The organism is Micromonospora zingiberis (assembly GCF_004331455.1).
In the GTDB taxonomy this organism is placed as follows: Bacteria; Actinomycetota; Actinomycetes; order Mycobacteriales; family Micromonosporaceae; genus Micromonospora; species Micromonospora zingiberis.
The window spans coordinates 1-17425 of sequence record NZ_SJJR01000013.1; the positions used below are offsets into that span (position 1 = coordinate 1).

The 17425-nt window shown below is 72.9% G+C and carries 19 protein-coding genes; 9 read left to right on the top strand and 10 right to left on the bottom strand.

Features of this window, described 5'->3' with window-relative positions:
* Positions 1-173 precede the first annotated feature (173 nt).
* Complete coding sequence (locus E0H26_RS18885; protein ID WP_131305360.1) at positions 174-641, bottom strand: GNAT family N-acetyltransferase; 468 nt, start codon at positions 639-641, stop codon at positions 174-176.
* A 52-nt stretch (positions 642-693) separates the two neighbouring features.
* Positions 694-1632, bottom strand: coding sequence for a thiamine-phosphate kinase (locus tag E0H26_RS18890; RefSeq protein WP_131305362.1), 939 nt, complete (start codon positions 1630-1632; stop codon positions 694-696).
* 123 nt (positions 1633-1755) lie between these two features.
* Here E0H26_RS18890 and E0H26_RS18895 point away from each other — a divergent pair, with 123 nt between their 5' ends.
* Positions 1756-1989, top strand: coding sequence for an Lrp/AsnC ligand binding domain-containing protein (locus E0H26_RS18895; RefSeq protein WP_088646044.1), 234 nt, complete (start codon positions 1756-1758; stop codon positions 1987-1989).
* On the top strand, positions 1990-2613 hold the full coding sequence (locus E0H26_RS18900; protein ID WP_131305364.1) for a DUF3515 family protein: 624 nt from the start codon (positions 1990-1992) through the stop codon (positions 2611-2613).
* Between the two features lie 33 nt (positions 2614-2646).
* On the opposite strand, the gene E0H26_RS18905 is transcribed toward E0H26_RS18900, so the two are convergent.
* Both E0H26_RS18905 and E0H26_RS18910 read right to left on the bottom strand, forming a co-directional pair.
* The gene (locus E0H26_RS18905) at positions 2647-3753 is read right to left on the bottom strand and encodes a D-alanine--D-alanine ligase family protein (protein ID WP_131305366.1); all 1107 of its coding nucleotides are present in this window, start codon (positions 3751-3753) and stop codon (positions 2647-2649) included.
* Between the two features lie 149 nt (positions 3754-3902).
* Positions 3903-4139, bottom strand: a complete 237-nt coding sequence (locus E0H26_RS18910) for a hypothetical protein (RefSeq protein WP_131305368.1) — start codon at positions 4137-4139, stop codon at positions 3903-3905.
* Between the two features lie 290 nt (positions 4140-4429).
* On the opposite strand from E0H26_RS18910, the gene E0H26_RS18915 reads away from it, so the two are divergent.
* From E0H26_RS18915 to E0H26_RS18925, 3 genes are all read left to right on the top strand, one after another.
* Entirely contained in the window at positions 4430-5275 is an 846-nt protein-coding gene (locus E0H26_RS18915) for a helix-turn-helix domain-containing protein (protein WP_131305370.1), read from the top strand.
* Between the two features lie 5 nt (positions 5276-5280).
* On the top strand, positions 5281-5481 hold the full coding sequence (locus E0H26_RS18920; protein ID WP_131305371.1) for a DUF397 domain-containing protein: 201 nt from the start codon (positions 5281-5283) through the stop codon (positions 5479-5481).
* A gap of 180 nt (positions 5482-5661) precedes the next feature.
* Positions 5662-6243 carry a hypothetical protein gene (locus tag E0H26_RS18925; protein ID WP_131305373.1) on the top strand — a complete coding sequence of 194 codons (582 nt, stop codon included), beginning with the start codon at positions 5662-5664 and terminating at the stop codon, positions 6241-6243.
* Between the two features lie 13 nt (positions 6244-6256).
* On the opposite strand, the gene E0H26_RS18930 is transcribed toward E0H26_RS18925, so the two are convergent.
* The 5 genes from E0H26_RS18930 to E0H26_RS18950 form a co-directional block, all read right to left on the bottom strand.
* On the bottom strand, positions 6257-7309 hold the full coding sequence (locus E0H26_RS18930; RefSeq protein WP_131305375.1) for an ROK family protein: 1053 nt from the start codon (positions 7307-7309) through the stop codon (positions 6257-6259).
* 40 nt (positions 7310-7349) lie between these two features.
* On the bottom strand, positions 7350-8168 hold the full coding sequence (locus E0H26_RS18935; RefSeq protein WP_131305377.1) for a putative protein N(5)-glutamine methyltransferase: 819 nt from the start codon (positions 8166-8168) through the stop codon (positions 7350-7352).
* Positions 8168-9325: a cystathionine gamma-lyase gene (locus E0H26_RS18940; protein WP_131305379.1), complete on the bottom strand. Its 1158-nt coding sequence runs from the start codon at positions 9323-9325 to the stop codon at positions 8168-8170. Before E0H26_RS18940 ends, E0H26_RS18935 begins: the two co-directional genes overlap by 1 nt.
* A 6-nt stretch (positions 9326-9331) precedes the next feature.
* Entirely contained in the window at positions 9332-10330 is a 999-nt protein-coding gene (locus tag E0H26_RS18945; protein WP_131305381.1) for an NAD(P)H-dependent glycerol-3-phosphate dehydrogenase, read from the bottom strand.
* 76 nt (positions 10331-10406) lie between these two features.
* Positions 10407-11144, bottom strand: coding sequence for a lysophospholipid acyltransferase family protein (locus E0H26_RS18950; protein ID WP_131305383.1), 738 nt, complete (start codon positions 11142-11144; stop codon positions 10407-10409).
* A 123-nt stretch (positions 11145-11267) separates the two neighbouring features.
* Here E0H26_RS18950 and cofC point away from each other — a divergent pair, with 123 nt between their 5' ends.
* The 4 genes from cofC to E0H26_RS18970 are packed head-to-tail and all read left to right on the top strand — an operon-like array spanning position 11268 to position 15427.
* Positions 11268-11897: a 2-phospho-L-lactate guanylyltransferase gene (gene cofC, locus E0H26_RS18955; RefSeq protein WP_131305385.1), complete on the top strand. Its 630-nt coding sequence runs from the start codon at positions 11268-11270 to the stop codon at positions 11895-11897.
* Between the two features lie 24 nt (positions 11898-11921).
* On the top strand, positions 11922-12119 hold the full coding sequence (locus tag E0H26_RS18960) for a cold-shock protein (protein ID WP_206025228.1): 198 nt from the start codon (positions 11922-11924) through the stop codon (positions 12117-12119).
* 53 nt (positions 12120-12172) lie between these two features.
* Positions 12173-14470 (top strand): RNA degradosome polyphosphate kinase, encoded by a 2298-nt coding sequence (locus E0H26_RS18965; protein WP_131305389.1) that lies wholly within the window; start codon positions 12173-12175, stop codon positions 14468-14470.
* A 24-nt stretch (positions 14471-14494) separates the two neighbouring features.
* Positions 14495-15427 (top strand): NUDIX hydrolase, encoded by a 933-nt coding sequence (locus tag E0H26_RS18970; RefSeq protein ID WP_131305391.1) that lies wholly within the window; start codon positions 14495-14497, stop codon positions 15425-15427.
* 28 nt (positions 15428-15455) lie between these two features.
* Here E0H26_RS18970 and E0H26_RS18975 read toward each other — a convergent pair whose 3' ends face one another.
* The gene (locus E0H26_RS18975) at positions 15456-17405 is read right to left on the bottom strand and encodes an endonuclease/exonuclease/phosphatase family protein (protein ID WP_240742263.1); all 1950 of its coding nucleotides are present in this window, start codon (positions 17403-17405) and stop codon (positions 15456-15458) included.
* Positions 17406-17425: the final 20 nt, after the last annotated feature.

The window sequence follows — 17425 nt, forward strand, 5'->3', positions numbered from 1 at the left end:
CTTGACCGCCGCGACCGCCCGACGACGCAGATCCTCTTGTGCCTGCGGGGAAAGCCGCCGTGCATCCCGTACCGTAACACCCATACAAGGACAACGATCACAACCTGTTTGAATTACGGCTCAATAATAGGGGGCCCTTCCTATACCGGAGGCGTTAAGAAGGTGCCCTTCCTTCAGAGGGTGTGGGCGAAGGAGAGGCAGCCGGGCGCGTCGGCGTAGTAGCCGAAGTTGGGGATCGGCTCGTAGCCGGCCGCGGTGTACATGGCGACCGCCTCGGGCTGCCGGTCACCGCACTCCAGGATGATCCGCTTGCGGCCGTGTTCACGGGCCGAGCGTTCGATGGCGGCCAGCACGGTGCGGGCCACCCCGCGTCCGCGCGCCTGCGGTGCGGTGTACATCCGCTTCAACTCGGCCGTGTCGCCCGCGCTGCCGTGGCTGCGCCAGCCACCGCAGCCGACCGGCTGCCCGTCGAGGTGGGCGACCAGGAAGGCGCCGTGCGGCGGCGTGAACTCGCTGGCAGCTACCGGTGTCTCGTCGCCGTTGCCGCCGTACCGGGCGCCCAGGTCGGCCAGCGCGGCGGTGATCAACCGCTGCGCCACCGGCGAGTCGAACGGCACCAGGTGGATCTCGATTCCCTGCACAGGTAAAGGGTACGACCGGGTCGACCCCTTACCGTGAGCGACCCGGTACGACTCAGCGGAAGTGGTCCCAACCGGCCGGGCCGTCGAACGGCTGGCCGTCCACCGTCACCCCGTGCCCCTCGGCGACCCGGCCGATCGTCCGCCAGCCGTCGGGCAGCACCGTCGCCGGTGCGAAGGTCGCGGCCAGCGCGTGGTCGTCGCCACCGGCCAGCAGCCAGGCGTACGGGTCCACGCCGAGCGCCTGGGCCGCGTCGCGCATCTGCGGCGGCACCTCGAAGGCGTCCCGGCTGATGTCGACGGCCACCCCGCTGGCCTTCGCCACGTGTCCGAGGTCGGCGAGCAGCCCGTCCGAGACGTCGATCATGGCGGTGGCGCCGAGCCGGGCGGCCAGCGGGCCGGCCGGGTAGGGCACCTCCGGCCGCCGGTACGCCTCGACCAGCAGCCGGGGAGTGCGGAATCCCCGGGAGAGCACGGTGAATCCGGCCGCCGCGTAGCCGGTGCGACCGGCGAGGGCCACCAGGTCACCCGGTCGGGCGCCGGCTCGGGTGACCGGCGCCCGGCCAGCCAGGTCACCCAGGGCGGTGACCGCGATGGTCAGGGTGGGGCTGGCCGACATGTCCCCACCGACCACGCTGGCCCCGACGCCGGCCGACTCGGCGCCGAGCCCGTCGGCCAACTGCTCGACCCAGCCGGTCTCGACGTCGGCCGGCACGCAGAGCGCCACCAGCAGGGCGGTCGGGTCGGCGCCCATCGCCACCACGTCGGCGAGGTTGGCCGCCGCCGCCCGGCGGCCGATGTCGTACGCCCCGGACCAGTCCCGGCGGAAGTGCCGCCCGTCCACCAGTACGTCGGTCGAGGCCACCACCCGGGCGTCCGGCGCGGCGACCACCGCCGCGTCGTCGCCGGGGCCGAGCAGCACCGTGGATCCGTACGACAGTCGGGCGGTCACCCGGTCGATCAGGCCGAACTCCCCCACACCCGCGACGCTCACGCCCCCGCTCCGCTTCGTTCGCTCACTGCTTCTCCTTGACCACCGATAGGGATCACGCCTGGTCCGTAAGGTACTTTCTCCCTTCGGGCCGCCTGGCAGGCGGCGACGGAGGGAGGTCGAGTCGTGGTACAGGCGTACATCCTCATCCAGACAGAGGTCGGCCGGGCGCGTGACGTGGCCGGTCTCATCGCGGACCTCGCCGGTGTGGTCCGGGTCGACGCGGTGACCGGGCCCTACGACGTGGTCGTGCTCACCGAGGCGAACACCGTAGACGAGCTTGGCAAACTCATCGTCAGCAACGTGCAGATGGTGCCCGGCATCACCCGTACCCTGACGTGTTCGGTGGTGCGGCTGTAGATGGGCAAGATCTCCGAGTCCGCTGCCGTCGAGACCGAGCGAGAGCAGGCCGCGCCGGCACCTGATCGGACCAACCGCAGCGCGGCGCTGGTCGCCACGGCGGTGGCCCTGCCGGTGGCCCTGCTGGCGGGCTTCCTGGCCTTCGTCCAGCTCGCCCCGGACAATTCGACCGCCGCGCCGGATTCCTCACCGACCTCGGTGCAGCCGCAGTCCACCGCGCCGGTCGAGATGGCCGCCCCGGCGCTGGCCCAGCGACCGGCGACCGTCTGCCGCGCCCTGCTGTCGCAGTTGCCCACCTCGATCCGCGACCTGTCGCAGCGGCCGGTGACCGCCGGGCCGGAACAGAACGCCGCGTACGGCGATCCGGCAGTGACGGTGGCCTGCGGCGGCGACGAGCCCGAGGTGCAGCCCACCGCCCACCTCACCCTGGTCAATTCGGTCTGCTGGTACGCCGAGGAGCGGGCCGACGTCACGGAGTTGACCACGGTCGACCGGGAGACGGCGGTGACCCTCCGGGTGCCGCACTTCTACGGCGAGGCGTTGCAGTGGGCGTCCCCGATCTCCAGCACCATCGTGGCCTCGGTCCCCCGGGCCGAGACCGCTCCGTCCGGCTGCACCGCCTGACCCGGGCCGGTCGGGCCCACCGGCCGGGCCGGGTCAGTACTGCCCCGGGCCTCGGGTCAGGGCGGTACGGATGAGCCGGTCGACCAGCTTCGGGTAGTCCAGTCCGGCGGCCGCCCACATCTGGGGGAACATCGACGTCGGGGTGAAACCGGGCATCGTGTTGATCTCGTTGAGATAGACGTCCAGTTCCGGGGTGACGAAGAAGTCGGCCCGGGCCAGCCCGGCGCAGTCCAGCGCGGTGAAGGCCCGCACGGCGTAGTCGCGTACCTGCCGGGTGACCCGGTCGGGCAGGTCGGCCGGAATGTCGTACTCGCAGGCCGACTCCGCGTCGATGTACTTGGCCTCGAAGTCGTAGAACTCGTAGTCGCCGACCAGCCGCACCTCGGCGACCACGGACGCCTCGGGCACGCCACCGGCCTCGCCCTCCAGCACGCCGCACTCGACCTCCCGGCCGACGATGGCGCCCTCGACCAGCACCTTGCTGTCGATCTCCCGGGCGGTGGCGATCGCCGCCTCCAGGTCCGCCCAGTCGTTGACCTTGCTGACGCCGAAGGAGGACCCGGCCCGCGAGGGCTTGACGAAGACCGGCAGGCCGAGCCGCTGCTTGTCCGCCTCGCTCAGCGTCATCCCGCTGCGCAGCACCGCGTACGGGCCGACCGGAATGCCCTCGGCGGCGCAGAGCTTCTTGGTGAACTCCTTGTCCATCGCGGCGGCGGAGGCGAACACCTTCGCCCCCACGTACGGGATGCCGGCCATCTCCAGCATCCCCTGGATGGTGCCGTCCTCGCCGTAGGCGCCGTGCAGCACCGGGAACACCACGTCCACATCGGCCAGTGCGCGGGGCCCCTCGGCCGGGTCGAGGACCAGCAGACCCTTGCCGGTCGGGTCGGCCCGCAACACGATGTCCATGCCGGACTCGGCGGTGATCTCCGGCAGCTGGCGCGAATTGATCGCCAGTTGGTCCGGGTCGCCGCTGGTGAGTACCCACTGCCCGGCGCGGGTGATACCGACCGGCACCACCTCGAACTCGTCCGGGTCGAGGGCGCCGAGCACGCTGCCGGCGCTCACACAGGAGATGCCGTGTTCCGGGCTACGGCCGCCGAAGACGATCGCCACGCGGGTCTTGCCTGGGGTGGTCACTGCGGTCACCTTTCCGGGACGCACTGCTGGCGCTCTCCCAGATGACCTTACTGTGCGTGGCGGGAGCAGGTAGCCGATACCCTGCGAGAACGCGCCTCAGCCGCATTCGGTCAACAAGCCCTATACGGTGTGTAATCAGGCGTGCTGAGCTAGCCCGCCAGCTCCCGTTCCCCGAATGCGTGTCGGCGCCCGATCGCGATCACCTTGACCCGCTGCCGCCCGGCCCGCACCATGCCCAACGCCATGAAGGCGCCGGCGATCCGCTCGGCCGCCTCCCGGCTGCTCGCGCCCACCACCTGACGACGCCGTTCGGGCGCGATGCGTTCGTTGCGACCGCCACCCTCGCACGGGCGGACGTCGGTCAGCACGACCAGGAAACGGGTCATCGCCGCGCGCCACCGGTCACCGGCCGGGCCCGCCGCGAGGTTTCCCGACAGTCTCTGCGCACGTCGTTTCCCTTCCGGTGCCCGACAAATGGCGTGGCACGCGGCGGCCGGGTACGGGGGAATAACCCGACCGCCGCGCGCCCCATCCCCTCCGGTCGCTCACCACCACCGTCGCCACGACAACCGGCGGTGAGGACGCGCTAACAGATTGACAGCTTCACGGGCATGAATGCAACTCTCACCGACGTTTTCTCATGTACAGAGTCCCAAATACGTGCGACCATCGATGCATGGCTCCGAAGACCGCCCGCGCCCGACGGCTGGGCATCGCCCTGCGCCACCACCGTGAGGCCGCCGGCCTCACCCTCGAAGTCGCGGCCGACGAGATCAACAGCACCCGCAGCACGCTGTCCCGCTACGAGAACGCGCAGACGCTGGTCAATCCGGCCACCGTCCGCGCGCTGCTCACCCTCTACGGGGTCGGCACGGACGAGGTCGCGGCGGCCGTCGCACTGGCCAAGGACGCCCGCAAGCCCGGCTGGTGGGTGTCCTACTCGTACCTGCTCGACCGGCGCACCATCGACTTCATCGCCCTTGAGGCCGAGGCCACCGGCATCGCCAACTTCGAGCCGTCGGTGGTGCCGGGACTGTTGCAGACCGCCGACTACGTCCGGGGCGTGATGCGCGGTGGCCCGCACACCCTCAGCGACAACGACGTCGAGGAGCGCGTCCACCTGCGACTGGACCGGCAGCAACGGCTCACCGGCGACGATCCACCGATCTTCGACGCGATCCTCGACGAGGCCGCGTTGCTGCGCCCGGTCGGCGACGAGTCGGCGATGCAGGGGCAGCTACGGCACCTGCTCAAGATGAGCGAACTGCCCAACATCACCGTCCAGTTGATCCCGTTGGTGGCCGGTTACCACCGGGGCACCCGGGGCTCACTGCACATTCTCGAGTTCGCCGACCCGGAGGACCCGATCATCGCCTCGGTGGAGACGGTCGCCGGGCAGATGGTCCTCGACCGGCCCGGCGACCTGCGTACCTGCACCAAGATCATGGAACACCTGCGGACCGTCGCGCTCAGCCCGGCGGCCAGCCGCGACGAACTCGTCAAGATCCTGAAGGGACGGTAGTTGACATGACACCGACGATCAACGGCACCCGGGCCGGGGCCGGATGGCGCAAGAGCAGCCACAGCGGCGACGAGGGTGCCTGCGTGGAGATGGCGGTCGTGCCCGGCACGGTGGCCGTACGCGACTCCAAGGACCCGGACGGCCCGCTGCTGCTCTTCGCGCCGACCGCCTGGACCGCCTTCGCCGCGGCACCCCCGACCCGCTGAACCACCCAGGTCCCCCACGCCCCTGGAGCCGCACCACCGCGAGGTAGCCCACCCAGAACCGCTGACCGGGCCGGTAAGGGCACCGCCGGCCCGGTCAGCCCTCGCTCGCCGGCGCCGACCGGCTTTCCCCCCGGTGCTACCTTCACGGCCGACGTTGCCGCCCAGCAGCCGGGAGTCCGTGTGCAGAGAAGGTACGGCGTCCTGATCGCCGTCGTCGTGTCGACGGCCGGTCTCGCCCTCGTCGGCTCCCTCGCCGGCTACTACCTGGCCGCTCGGGACGGATCACCGTCCACTCAGGCGCGGACGGACCGCAGCCCGGAGACCGGGGCGGACACCAGTCCCGTCAGTGGCGGGGACGACGCCCAGCAGACCCCGTCGAGCACCGAGCGGCAGACCTACCGACTCGACCGGCAGATCTACCAGCAGTCGTCGTTCAACCTCACGCTGACCAGCGCCGAGACCGCCGACGGCGCGGTACGGCTCACCTTCAGGTACCGCAACGACTCGCCGCTGCCGTGGCCGTTGGCCTGCCCGACCCGCGAGGACGACCTGGCCCTCTCCGCGCTGACCCTGGCCGACGGCCGCACCGTGCGCCCGACGGACACCTGGTGTGCCGCGGAACGGCCCGGCGAGACCGTCAGCGTCGCCCCGGGACAGTCGATCGACACGTGGGGCGTCTTCCCGGCGTCCCCGGCCCCCACCGAGCCCTTCTCGGTGAGCTGGTACGACTTCCCCGTCCTGGAGGATGTCCAGCTGCGCTGACCGCCGGCCGCCGTCAGTCGCCGACCAGCGGCGGCGGGGTCGGCAGCGCGCGTACCCGCTCCAGCGCGGCGAGCGCGACGCCCCGCGCGCCGGCCATGTCGCGGTCCGGGACCAGCGCGAAGGTGGCCAGGGCGGCCTGCTCCGCGCGGAGCGCGCTGTGCTCGCGTACCGCCGCCAGGAACCAGTCGCGGAACTCCGGGGCCGTCTCCACCACCCCACCGCCGATGAAGTACGCGTGCGGGTCGGTGAAGTTCGCCGCGATGGTGAACAGTGCGCCGAGCGCCCTCGCCTGCTGGGCGAAGATCTCCCGGGCCAGTTCGTCGCCCCGCTCGCCGTAGCCCCGCACCAGCTTCGCCGCCCGCGCCGATGGCTCACCGGCCAGCGGGTGCTCCGGAAACCGGGTGAGCCAGTACGGCAGCAGGTTGCGTTCGATCGCGGTCAGCGAGGCGACGCTCTCCACGTCACCGGCGAAGCCACAGGCGCAGGTCGGCACCGGCTGCCCCGGCGCCAGCACGTTCGCCAGCGGGATGTGTACGTGTCCCAGCTCGCCGGCCATGCCCGCCGCACCGGCGATCACCCGGCCGTTCTCGACCACGCCGCCACCCAGCCCGGTGCCGACGATCGCGGACACCGACGAGCGCCGCATCGCGTCGGCGCCGAAGTGGACGTGGTGGGCGTAGAGCGCGGCGGCGTTGCCGTCGTTGTGGTAGACCACCGGCAGCCCGAGCCGGTGTTCCAGGGCGCCCCGGATGTCGTGACCGCGCCAGGCCGGTTGCGAGAAGTTCGTCGACCCCTTCGACGAGATCACCCCGGTGGCGCTGGCCGGCCCCGGGGTGTCCAGCCCGACCGCGCGGACCTGGTCACGGGGCACCCCGGTCAGGGCCAGCACGCCGTCGAAGGAGCGGGCCATCGCCTCGACGGCGGCCTGCGGCCCGGCGCGCACCTCGCTGGGGGTCTCCACGAGCTGATCGACCAGGAATCGTCCGTCGATCGTGAGCACGGTGGCGTTGTTGCTCGTACCGCCGTTGTCGATCCCCACGACCACCGGCACCGTTGTGCTACCCACCCGTCAACCGCCTCCCACCATCCCTGAACTTGACGTGAGGCTAGTTCTCGTTCCCCCGGCCCGCCATGCCGACCGGCCGCTGGGCGGTCATCGCCGTGGCCCCCAGGGACCCGTCGCGGACCGTCGTCGGCACCAGCCCGGCCTCCGTCAACGCCGCGCCAAGCAGGTCGACCTGCGTCTCGCCGACCTCCACCACCAGGTGTCCGCCCGGGGCGAGCCAGCTCGTCGCGTCCACGGCGAGCCGGCGCAACACCGCCAACCCGTCCGGCCCACCGTCGAGCGCCACCGGCGCCTCGTACCGGCGCGACTCGGGCGGCAGCAGGCCCAACGCCGCCGTCGGCACGTACGGCGCGTTCGCCACCACCAGGTCCAGACCGCCGCGCCAGGCCGCCGGCAGCGCGTCGAACAGGTCACCGGCGAAGACCGGCACACCCAGCGCGGCGAGGTTGCCGCGGGCACAGGCCACCGCGGTCGGGTCCAGGTCCACCGCGGCCAGCAGCCGCGGCGCGCGGAGTCGACGCGCCAGGGCGCGGGTGAGCGCACCGGAGCCGCAACACAGCTCGACCACCGTCGCCGCCGGCCCGGTCACCGCCGCAGCCGCCGCCACCAGCAGAGCGGTCCGCGTCCGGGGCACGAACACCCCGGGTACGACGCTGATCCGCTCGCCGCAGAACTCCGCCCAGCCGAGCAGGTACTCCAGTGGCTCCCCGGCGACCCGCCGGTCTACCAGACCGGCCAGCGAATCCGGGCCATCGGCCGCCTCGACGAGCAGTCTGCCCTCGTCCTCGGCCCAGACACAGCCGGCCCGTCGCAACCGGTCGACCGTGGCGGCCCGAAGCGCCGGGGAGACGGCCACCATCAAGCCGTGGCGTCCAGCGCGGCCGTGACGTCGGCAACCAGGTCGACGGTGTCCTCCACGCCGCAGGAGAGCCGGACGAAGCCGGCAGCGGTGTCGTCGCCCCACTGCGCCCGCCGGTCGGCGGTGGTGTGCAACCCACCGAAGGAGGTGGCCGCCGCGACCAGCCGGGCCGCGTCGAGGAACCGGGCCACCCGCTCGGCGCTGCCGAGGTCGAAGGAGAGCACGCCCGGCATCCGGCGCAGTTGCCGCGACGCCACCGGGTAGGCCGGGTCGTCCGGCAGGCCCGGCCAGCGCACCCCGGACACGTCTGCTCGTGCCGCGAGCAGCCGGGCGAGCGCCTCGGCGTTCGCCGTCTGCCGGGCCAGGCGCAGGTCGAGGGTGGCCAGCGAGCGGTGGGCCAGCCAGGCGTCGAACGCCCCGGGCACCGCCCCGGTGGCGGTGCGCCAGGCGGTCAGCCGGTCCAGCAGTTCCGGTGACCGGGTGGCGAGATAGCCCAGCAGCAGGTCGGAGTGGCCGGTCAACGCCTTGGTGCCGGAGGCGACCACCAGGTCCGCGCCGAGATCCAAGGGACGCTGCCCGAGCGGGGTGGCGGTGGTGTTGTCCACCGCCAGCAGGGCGCCGGCCGCGTGCACCCGCTCCGCGAGCGCCCGCAGGTCGACCACGTCCAGCCCTGGGTTGGCCGGCGTCTCGACCAGCACCAGGCGCACCCCGTCGAAGGACGGGTACGGCCCGGCGGTCGGCGCGAACAGCACCCGTACGCCGTTGCCGGCGAGCGTGTCGGTGGCGAACGCGCGTACCGGGAAGTAGCCGTCGGCGGGCAGCAGCACGGTGTCGCCGGCCCGCAGCACCGCCAGCAACAGCCCGGTGATGGCCGCCTGCCCGCTCGCGAAGACCCGGCAGTCGCCGCCCTCCAGCTCGCCGATCGCCGCCTCCAACAGCCGGCGGGTCGGGTTGTCCGGGCGCCCGTACCCGTTCGGCGCCGTCGCCGGCCCCTGCCACGGATCCAGGTGGTACGGCGCGGCGAAGACCGGCCCGGGCAGGAACGGCGCGCCCGGTACGGGTGCCGGCAGGCCGGCGTGCACGCACCGGGTGCCGTCACCACCCGTCGGGTGCAGCTGGTCGTACTGCTCCGGGGAGCGGAACCGGTACTCGTCCATCCCCGCTCACTCCGGCTTCGTCGTACGGCTCATCAGGGCGCGTACCGCGAACCGTGGGTCGACGCCCTCGTGGCAGACCAGCTCGACCTGCTCGGTGATCGGCATCTCCACCCCGTGCGCGCGGGCCAGGTCACGGATGGCCAACGCGCTCTTGACGCCCTCGGCGGTCTGCCGGGTCGCCACCCGCGCCTCCTCCAGCGTGGCGCCCCGACCCAGGTGCTCGCCGAAGGTGCGGTTGCGCGCCGACGGCGACGAGCAGGAGGCGACCAGGTCACCCATGCCGGCGAGGCCGGCGAAGGTGAGCGGGTCCGCGCCGAGGGCCACCCCGAGTCGGGCGGTCTCGGCGAGCCCCCGGGTGACCAGCATCGCCCGGGTGTTGTGGCCGAAGCCCATCGCGGTGGCGATCCCGTACGCCAGGGCGATCACGTTCTTCACCGCGCCGCCCAGCTCACAGCCGATCACGTCGTCATTGGTGTACGGCCGGAAGTACGGCGTGGTGATCGACCGCTGCACCAGCGTGGCCCGGTCGGAGTCGGTGCAGGCGACCACCGTGGCGGCCGGCTGCTCGGCGGCGATCTCCGGCGCCAGGTTGGGCCCGGAGACGATCACCACCCGATCCGCCGCCACCTGGGCGGTCTCCACGATCACCTCGCTCATCCGCTTGGTGGTGCCGAGTTCGATGCCCTTCATCAGCGAGACCAACGTGGCATCAGGGTGCAGGTGCCCGGTCCACTCGGCGAGGTTGCCGCGCAGCGTCTGCGACGGCACCGCGAGCACCACCATCTCGGCACCCTTGATCGCCTCGGCGGCGTCACCGGTGCCGGTCACCCGCTCCGGCAGCACCACGTCGGGCAGGTACTCCGGGTTGCGCCGCTCGGTGCGGATGAGGTCGGCGATCGGCTGGCGCCGAGCCCAGATGGTCACGTCCCGCCCGGCGTCGGCCAGGATCTTCGCGAACGCCGTACCCCAGGAGCCGGCGCCCAGCACCGCCACGTGCCCACTCACGCCGTCGCCTCCCCGGGCGCGGCGGCGCCGTGAGCCGCCACCGCACCGCATCGCTGATTCGCTCGCCGCCGTCCGCTCATGCCGTCGCCTCCGGGCGCGGCCGTTCGGCGTTGGTACGACCGCCGCGCTGCCACAGCGGTGGCGGTGTGCCGCCCCGGATCTCGGCGAGCATGTCCCGCAGCCGCAGCATGATCACTTCGGTCATCTCCTCGAGCACCTGCCGGCTCGGGGCGGCGCCGGCCCACCGGCTCAGGTCGATCGGCGGCCCCGCCACCACGGTCACCGGGATCCGGGGCCGGGGGTTGAGCCGGGCCCGGCGCGGGTCGAAGATGCGTTCCGGTCCCCACATCGCCAGCGGCACCACCGGGGCGCCGGTCGCCAACGCCAGACGGGCGGCCCCGGTCTTGCCCTTCATCGGCCACAGGTCGGGTTCACGGCTGGTGGTGCCCTCCGGGTAGATCACCACGGCGCCGCCCTCGTCGAGGGCCTTGACCAGGGCGTCCAGCGACTTGACCGCGTCGACCGACCCCCGCTCGACGGGGATCTGCTTGCACCGGTGCAGGATCCAGCCGACCACCGGCACCTTGAACACGCTCGCCTTGCCGAGAAACTGCGGCCACCGCCCGGCGTCGTAGATGAAATGTGCCGAGACCAGCGGGTCGGCGTGTGAGATGTGGTTCGCCACGATGATCAGCGGGCCGTCGTGACCAAGGTGTTCCAGGCCCCGCCAGGTACGCCGAGTCCAGACCGTCATCACCGGCTTGACCAGCACCACGGCCAACCATTGCCAGAACCCCAGCCTGCGCTGACCCACCGTGCCTCCTCGTGCCCGCCCCGTCCACCGGAGAAACCGGTGACGCCCGCAGCCGAAATCATGCCTGCTCGCCCCTGGTACGGCCAGTGAGGGTACCGGTGCCGGGCTGGCAGGATGGCAGATGTGAGTCAGCCATGGACCGTGGTGGTGCCGGTCAAGCGCCTGACCGCCGCGAAGTCCCGGCTGCGCGGCGGGGTGCCGGGCGTACCGCATGAGGAGCTGGCGTTGGCGCTGGCCGCCGACACCCTGGACGCGGTGCGCGCCTGTCCCGGGGTGGCCGAGGTCCGGGTGGTCACCGACGACCCCCGGGTTCGCGCGATGGCCCGGTTGGCCGGCGCCCGGGTGCTGCCCGACCCGCCGCAGGCCGGGCTGAACGCCGCGTTCCGGCAGGGTGCGGCCGGTGCCGGCGGATGGGTGGCGGGACTCACCGCCGACCTGCCCGCCCTGCGGGTGGCCGAGCTGGCCGCCGCGCTGGACGCGGTCCGGGCCGGCCCGGCGGGCGTACGCCGATTCGTCAGCGACGCCCCGGGTACCGGCACGGTGCTGCTGGCGGCGCCGCCCGGCGTACCGCTGGACCCTCGGTTCGGGCCCGACTCGGCCGTGGCGCACGCGGCGAGCGGCGCGCGACCGTTGGCCGGTGACTGGCCCAGCCTGCGTCGGGATGTCGACACCGCCGACGACCTGGTGGCGGCCGCCCGGCTGGGGCTCGGCCCGCGCACCGCGGCGCTGGCCGCCGGCTGTCTGACCGGGTGAGCCACCCGGTGTACGGTGCTGGGCATGCAGGGCACGGTGGCGACCTTCGACGCGGCGACCCGCAGCGGACTGCTGCTGCTCGACGACGGCACCGAGCTGCCCTTTCCCGCCCGGGCCTTCGACGCTTCCGGGCTGCGGCTGCTCCGCCTCGGTCAGCGGGTCCGGGTGGAAACCGACGCCGCGGGTGGCGTCGTCCGGGTGACACTGCCGACGATGTCCTGACGTCCCAGCTCAAGTTCATTTTGCGTTAACCCGAATCGGGTGATTATGAGCGGGTGAGCACCCCTCGCGAACACCCGGACAGTCCCGCTGGTACCGACGACCCGACCAGCCGCAACGGAGGCCGCCCACGGGGGGCCGACGGACGGTTCCGTACCACCCGACCCACGCCCGACGACGTGGCCGGCACCGACCCGGCCGCCTCCTCCGCCGGCCTGGAGGAGGTGCTGGACCCGGTCGCCGGGCCGGGCCTGCCGGACCGCCCCGGGCCGGTCTCCGCGACCGACCGCCCGTTGCCGGAGGACCGCTTTCTCAACCGGGAGCTGTCCTGGCTCGATTTCAACGCCCGGGTGCTCGCGCTGGCCGAGGACCAGCGCACGCCACTGCTGGAACGGGCCAAGTTCCTGGCCATCTTCGCCAGCAACCTGGACGAGTTCTACATGGTGCGGGTCGCCGGGCTCAAGCGGCGCCTCTCCGCCGGCCTGCCGGTACGCGGCGGCGACGGGTTGCCGCTGCGCACCCAACTGGAGCTGGTCGCCGGTAAGGCCGCCACCCTGGTCGCCCGGCACGCCGCCTGCTTCGTCGACGACGTGCTGCCCGGGCTGGCCGCCGAGGGCATCCGGCTGCTGCGCTGGTCCGACCTCGGCGACGCCGAGCGGGAGCGGCTGCGCGCCTACTTCCGTGAACAGATCTTCCCGGTGCTCACCCCGCTCGCTGTCGACCCGGCCCACCCCTTCCCGTACATTTCGGGCCGATCGCTCAACCTGGCCGTGTCGGTACGCGACCCGGACGGCGGGCCGGAGCTGTTCGCCCGGGTCAAGGTGCCCAACAACGTGCCCCGCTTCGTCCGCGTCGACCGGGACCAGCCGGGGGTACGGATGCTGCCGGTGGAGGACCTCATCTCGGTCCACCTCGGCCAACTCTTCTCCGGCATGCAGGTGGTGGAGTGCCACCTGTTCCGGGTCACCCGCAACGCCGAGGTGGAGGTCGACGAGGACCGCGACGAGGACCTGCTCCAGGCCCTCGAACGGGAGTTGGCCCGGCGCCGGTTCGGGCCGCCGGTCCGGCTGGAGGTCGCCGCCTCCATCTCCGACCACATGTTGGAACTGCTGATCCGCGAGTTGGACATGGACACCCAGGACGTGCTGCGGGTCCGGGGTCTGCTCGACCTCTCCGCGCTCTGGCAGCTCTACGGCGAGGCGGACCGCCCCGACCTGAAGGACCCGCCGTTCGTCCCGGCCACCCACCCCCGGCTCACCGAGGGCGAGGTGCCGCGCAGCGTCTTCGCCACCCTGCGCGACGGGGACGTGCTGGTACATCACCCGTACCACTCGTTCGCCACCAGCGTGCAACGCTTCGTCGAGCAGGCCGCCGCCGACCCGAACGTGCTGGCCATCAAGCAGACCCTCTACCGCACCAGCGGCGACTCCCCGATCGTGGACGCCCTGGTCGACGCGGCCGCCGCCGGCAAGCAGGTGGTGGTGCTGGTCGAGTTGAAGGCGCGCTTCGACGAGGTGGCCAACATCGGCTGGGCCCGCACCCTGGAGCGGGCCGGCTGCCACGTGGTCTACGGCCTGGTCGGGCTCAAGACCCACTGCAAGACCGCCCTGGTGGTACGCCAGGAGGGCAACCAGATCCGCCGCTACTGCCACATCGGCACCGGCAACTACCACCCGAAGACCGCGCGGCTCTACGAGGACTTCGGCATGCTCACCGCCGACCCGGAGATCGGTGCCGACCTGACCGACCTGTTCAACGTGCTCACCGGCTACAGCCGGCAGACCGCGTACCGGCGGCTGCTGGTGGCGCCGCAGGGCATCCGCAGCGGCCTGATCGAGCGGATCGAACGCGAGATCACCCACGTCCGGCTCGGCATGCCCGGGCTGGTGCAGTTCAAGGTGAACGCGCTGGTGGACGAGGAGATCACCGATGCGCTGTACCGGGCCTCCCAGGCCGGCGTGCACGTCGACCTGATCATCCGAGGGATGTGCACGCTGCGGCCGGGGGCACCCGGGTTCTCGGAGAACATCCGGGTCCGCTCGATCCTCGGCCGCTTCCTGGAACACTCCCGAGTGTTCCGGTTCGGCAACAATGGCGACGCCGAGTTCTGGATCGGCTCGGCCGACCTGATGCACCGCAACCTCGATCGCCGGGTCGAGGCGCTGGTCCAGGTCAGCGACCCGGTGGCCCGAGCCGAGCTGGACCACGTGCTGCAAGCGGCGATGAGCCCCGACGTCGACGCCTTCGAGCTGGGCGCCGACGGCAGTTGGACCCGACGCAGCGGCACCCCCGGGGCACCGCTGGTCCATCTCCAGGATCTGTTGCTGCGTCGCGTCGGCAGCACCGCCGGGTGACGCGCGCGGGCATAGGCTGAGCAGATGGTCGAGGAGGAGGACCTGGCGGTCGCTGGCCGCCGGCCAGCCCCGTACCCGGACGTCGACGTCGCGGTGATCCGGGCGGCCGGTGGCGTGGTGTGGCGGCCGGCACCCGACGGCGGCGTCCAGGTCTGCCTGGTGCACCGCCCTCGGTACGGGGACTGGACGTTGCCGAAGGGCAAACTGGAACCGGGCGAGCATCCACTGCTCGCCGCCGCCCGGGAGGTCGCCGAGGAGGCCGACGCCCAGGCCGTGCCGCAGGTGCGCCTGCCCAGCGTGCAGTACCGCAGCGAGGGCCTGCTCAAGACCGTCGACTACTGGTCCATGCGGGCGGTGGGCACCGGCGGGTTCCAGCCCGGCACCGAGGTCGACGAGGTGCGTTGGCTGGGGGTGGACGACGCGATCCCGATGGTCAGCTACCCGCACGACGCGGAGGTGCTCGCCGCGTTCGCCGCGCTGCCCCCGGTCACCGCGGCGATGCTGCTGGTCCGGCACGGCCACGCCGGTAAGCGGCTGAGCTGGTCCGGCCCGGACGCGGGCCGGCCGCTGGACGCCCGTGGCTGGTCGGAGGCGCACGCGTTGGCGCCGCTGATCGCGCTGGTCCGTCCCACCCGACTGCTCTCCGCCTCGCCCCGGCGCTGTGTGCAGACCCTCGATCCGGCCGCCGCGTTGCTCGATCTGCCGATCGAGGTCAGTGGTGACCTGGACGAGCCGCTCGCCGGCCAACAGCCCGACGAGTGCGTGCTGGCCGCTGCGGGGGCGCTGAGCGCGCTGGCAACGGCCGGCGAGCCGGTGGCGGTGTGCAGTCAGGGCAAGGTGATCCCCGGCGCGCTGGAACGGCTCACCGGGCAGGGCGGCGACTACGCCACCGGCAAGGGCGTCGGCTGGCTGCTCGCCTTCACCGGCGACCGGCTGCTCGCCGCCGACCGGCTCTGAGGTCCCCGCCCGCGCGGGTCGGGTGCGGTCACTGGGGCGCGGCGGGCGGCAACCTGAGGGTCACGGCGACCGGCAGGTGGTCGCTGGCCGTGCTCGGGACCGCGACCGGATCGGTGGCCACCAGGTCCGGCGAAACGAAGATGTGGTCGATCTGCTCGCGCGGATCGTCGGCCGGGCTGGTGGGCAGCGGACGTACGGCCGCGAACGCGTCGAGCAGCCCGGCCCCGGTGAGGGCCGCGAACGCCGGATCGCCCGGCTCGGTGTTGAAGTCACCGGCGACCACCAGCGGCCCGCCGTCGGCGTATCCGGTGGCGAACTCGGCGACGGCACGGGCCTGCACCACCGGATCCGTACCGGGTGGGGGTTGCAGGTGGGTGCTCACCACGGCCAGCCGCACGCCCTCGCTGAAGTCGACGGTGACGCCGAGGGCTTGGGCCCCGGTGGGCGCACCCACGGCGGGTAGCGCACGGGTCTGCACCTGCCGGACCGGCCAGCGGCTGAGCACCGCGTCGCCCCAGAGCGCCCCGGCGGCCGGCGCGAAGACGTACGGCATCTCCAGTCGGGTCGCCAACAGGTGCAGCGTGTCGTGGCCGCCGTTGAGCAACCAGCCCCGGTCGACCTCGCTGAGCACCACCACGTCGGCCGGCCCGATCGCGCGGTCGAGGGCGGCCAGGTCGAGCCGCCCGTCCAGGCCGAAGCCCATCCGGATGTTGTACGCCACCAGCCGTACCTGCTCAGGTGGCCCGTCCCGATTGGTCGCCACCAGCCACGGCCCGTGCACCCAGGCGGCGCCGAAGGCGACCAGGGCGGCCAAGGCCGCCGCCAACCACGCCGGCCGACCGTCAGCGGTGGACCCGGCGGTGGTTGATCCGGCGGCGGCCGGGGAGGGCACCGTGCCGGCCGCTGCGGGCCGCAGACGTCCACCGAGCGCGACGAGGCCCACCAGGACCGCGACCCCGGCGGGCAACGAGCCGTTGGGATAGCCGATGTCGTAGGCGGCGTAGTAGAGCACCGCCGCGACGGCGAAGACCAGCATGCCGCCGACCGCCGCGTACCCGCGCCGGGCGGCAGTCGACGGGCCCTGCTCGACGGTGGTCAGGGCGAGGCAGCCGCCCAGACCCGCCGCGCCGAGCAGCATCGCGGGACTGAGCGCCGTTGGCGGCCCGTACCCGAACAGCAGCGCCCCCGCCGACAGCAGCACCGGGGGCAGCGGACGCCATCGGCCAGCCGGCGGGGTCAGCGTGCAGAACACGAACAGCGCCACCGCGCCACCGAGGGGCGCCAGCGCGAACAGCGGCGGTAGGGCGGTGCCGGCCGCGCCGTACCAGAACGACATCGCGGTGCTCGCGACCGCCGGTGACAGGGCGACCATGCCACCCAGCAGCAGTGCCGGCCCGGCGAGCAACCAGCTTCGGGCGGGTGGCGCGACGGGCTGCTCACTGACGGCCGGGGAGGCGTCCGCCGGTCGGGCGGACGCGACCGCCGCGCCGAGCAACAACGCCACCAGCGCGACGCTGAGCAGCCACGACTCCCACCGCCCCCACCACACCAGGTCGTGCGTGCCGAGCAGCGCGTGGCCGAGCGTCCCGGCGGTCAGCCCGAACGCCAGGCCGGGCACCGGATGCGTGACCTGGGCCGCGGTCGCGGCCAGCCACACCAGCCCGGCCAGCAGGCCCGCGCTGGCCAACCAGAGCTGCGTACGGCCGCCGGGCGCGGCGGTGAGGGCCAGTCGGGTGGCGCCCAGCACCAGCACCGCCGCGAGGCCGACAGGGCGGGCACCGACCCGTACGACGAGGGCCGGTGCGGCGAGAGCGAGCACGAACCAGCCGAGCGCGAACGCCCCGAGCAACTCGGCCGGCGTCGACGCGGCCTGCCCGAAGATGGTGATGACCGACGGCAGGAAGACCCGGAGCACGTCGGTCAGCACGACGAGACCCAGCGCCAGGGTGGCGGTACCGAGATGACGGTGACGCAGCACGGTTCTCATTTCGCCGAGGG

Coding starts and splice junctions, on each gene's coding strand:
- E0H26_RS18970 (WP_131305391.1), top strand. CDS start 14,495: ATGGTCGAGGAGGAGGACCTGGCGGTCGCTGGCCGCCGGCCAGCCCCG.
- E0H26_RS18910 (WP_131305368.1), bottom strand. CDS start 4,139: ATGACCCGTTTCCTGGTCGTGCTGACCGACGTCCGCCCGTGCGAGGGT.
- E0H26_RS18915 (WP_131305370.1), top strand. CDS start 4,430: ATGGCTCCGAAGACCGCCCGCGCCCGACGGCTGGGCATCGCCCTGCGC.
- E0H26_RS18900 (WP_131305364.1), top strand. CDS start 1,990: ATGGGCAAGATCTCCGAGTCCGCTGCCGTCGAGACCGAGCGAGAGCAG.
- E0H26_RS18960 (WP_206025228.1), top strand. CDS start 11,922: ATGCAGGGCACGGTGGCGACCTTCGACGCGGCGACCCGCAGCGGACTG.
- E0H26_RS18935 (WP_131305377.1), bottom strand. CDS start 8,168: ATGGTGGCCGTCTCCCCGGCGCTTCGGGCCGCCACGGTCGACCGGTTG.
- E0H26_RS18940 (WP_131305379.1), bottom strand. CDS start 9,325: ATGGACGAGTACCGGTTCCGCTCCCCGGAGCAGTACGACCAGCTGCAC.
- E0H26_RS18920 (WP_131305371.1), top strand. CDS start 5,281: ATGACACCGACGATCAACGGCACCCGGGCCGGGGCCGGATGGCGCAAG.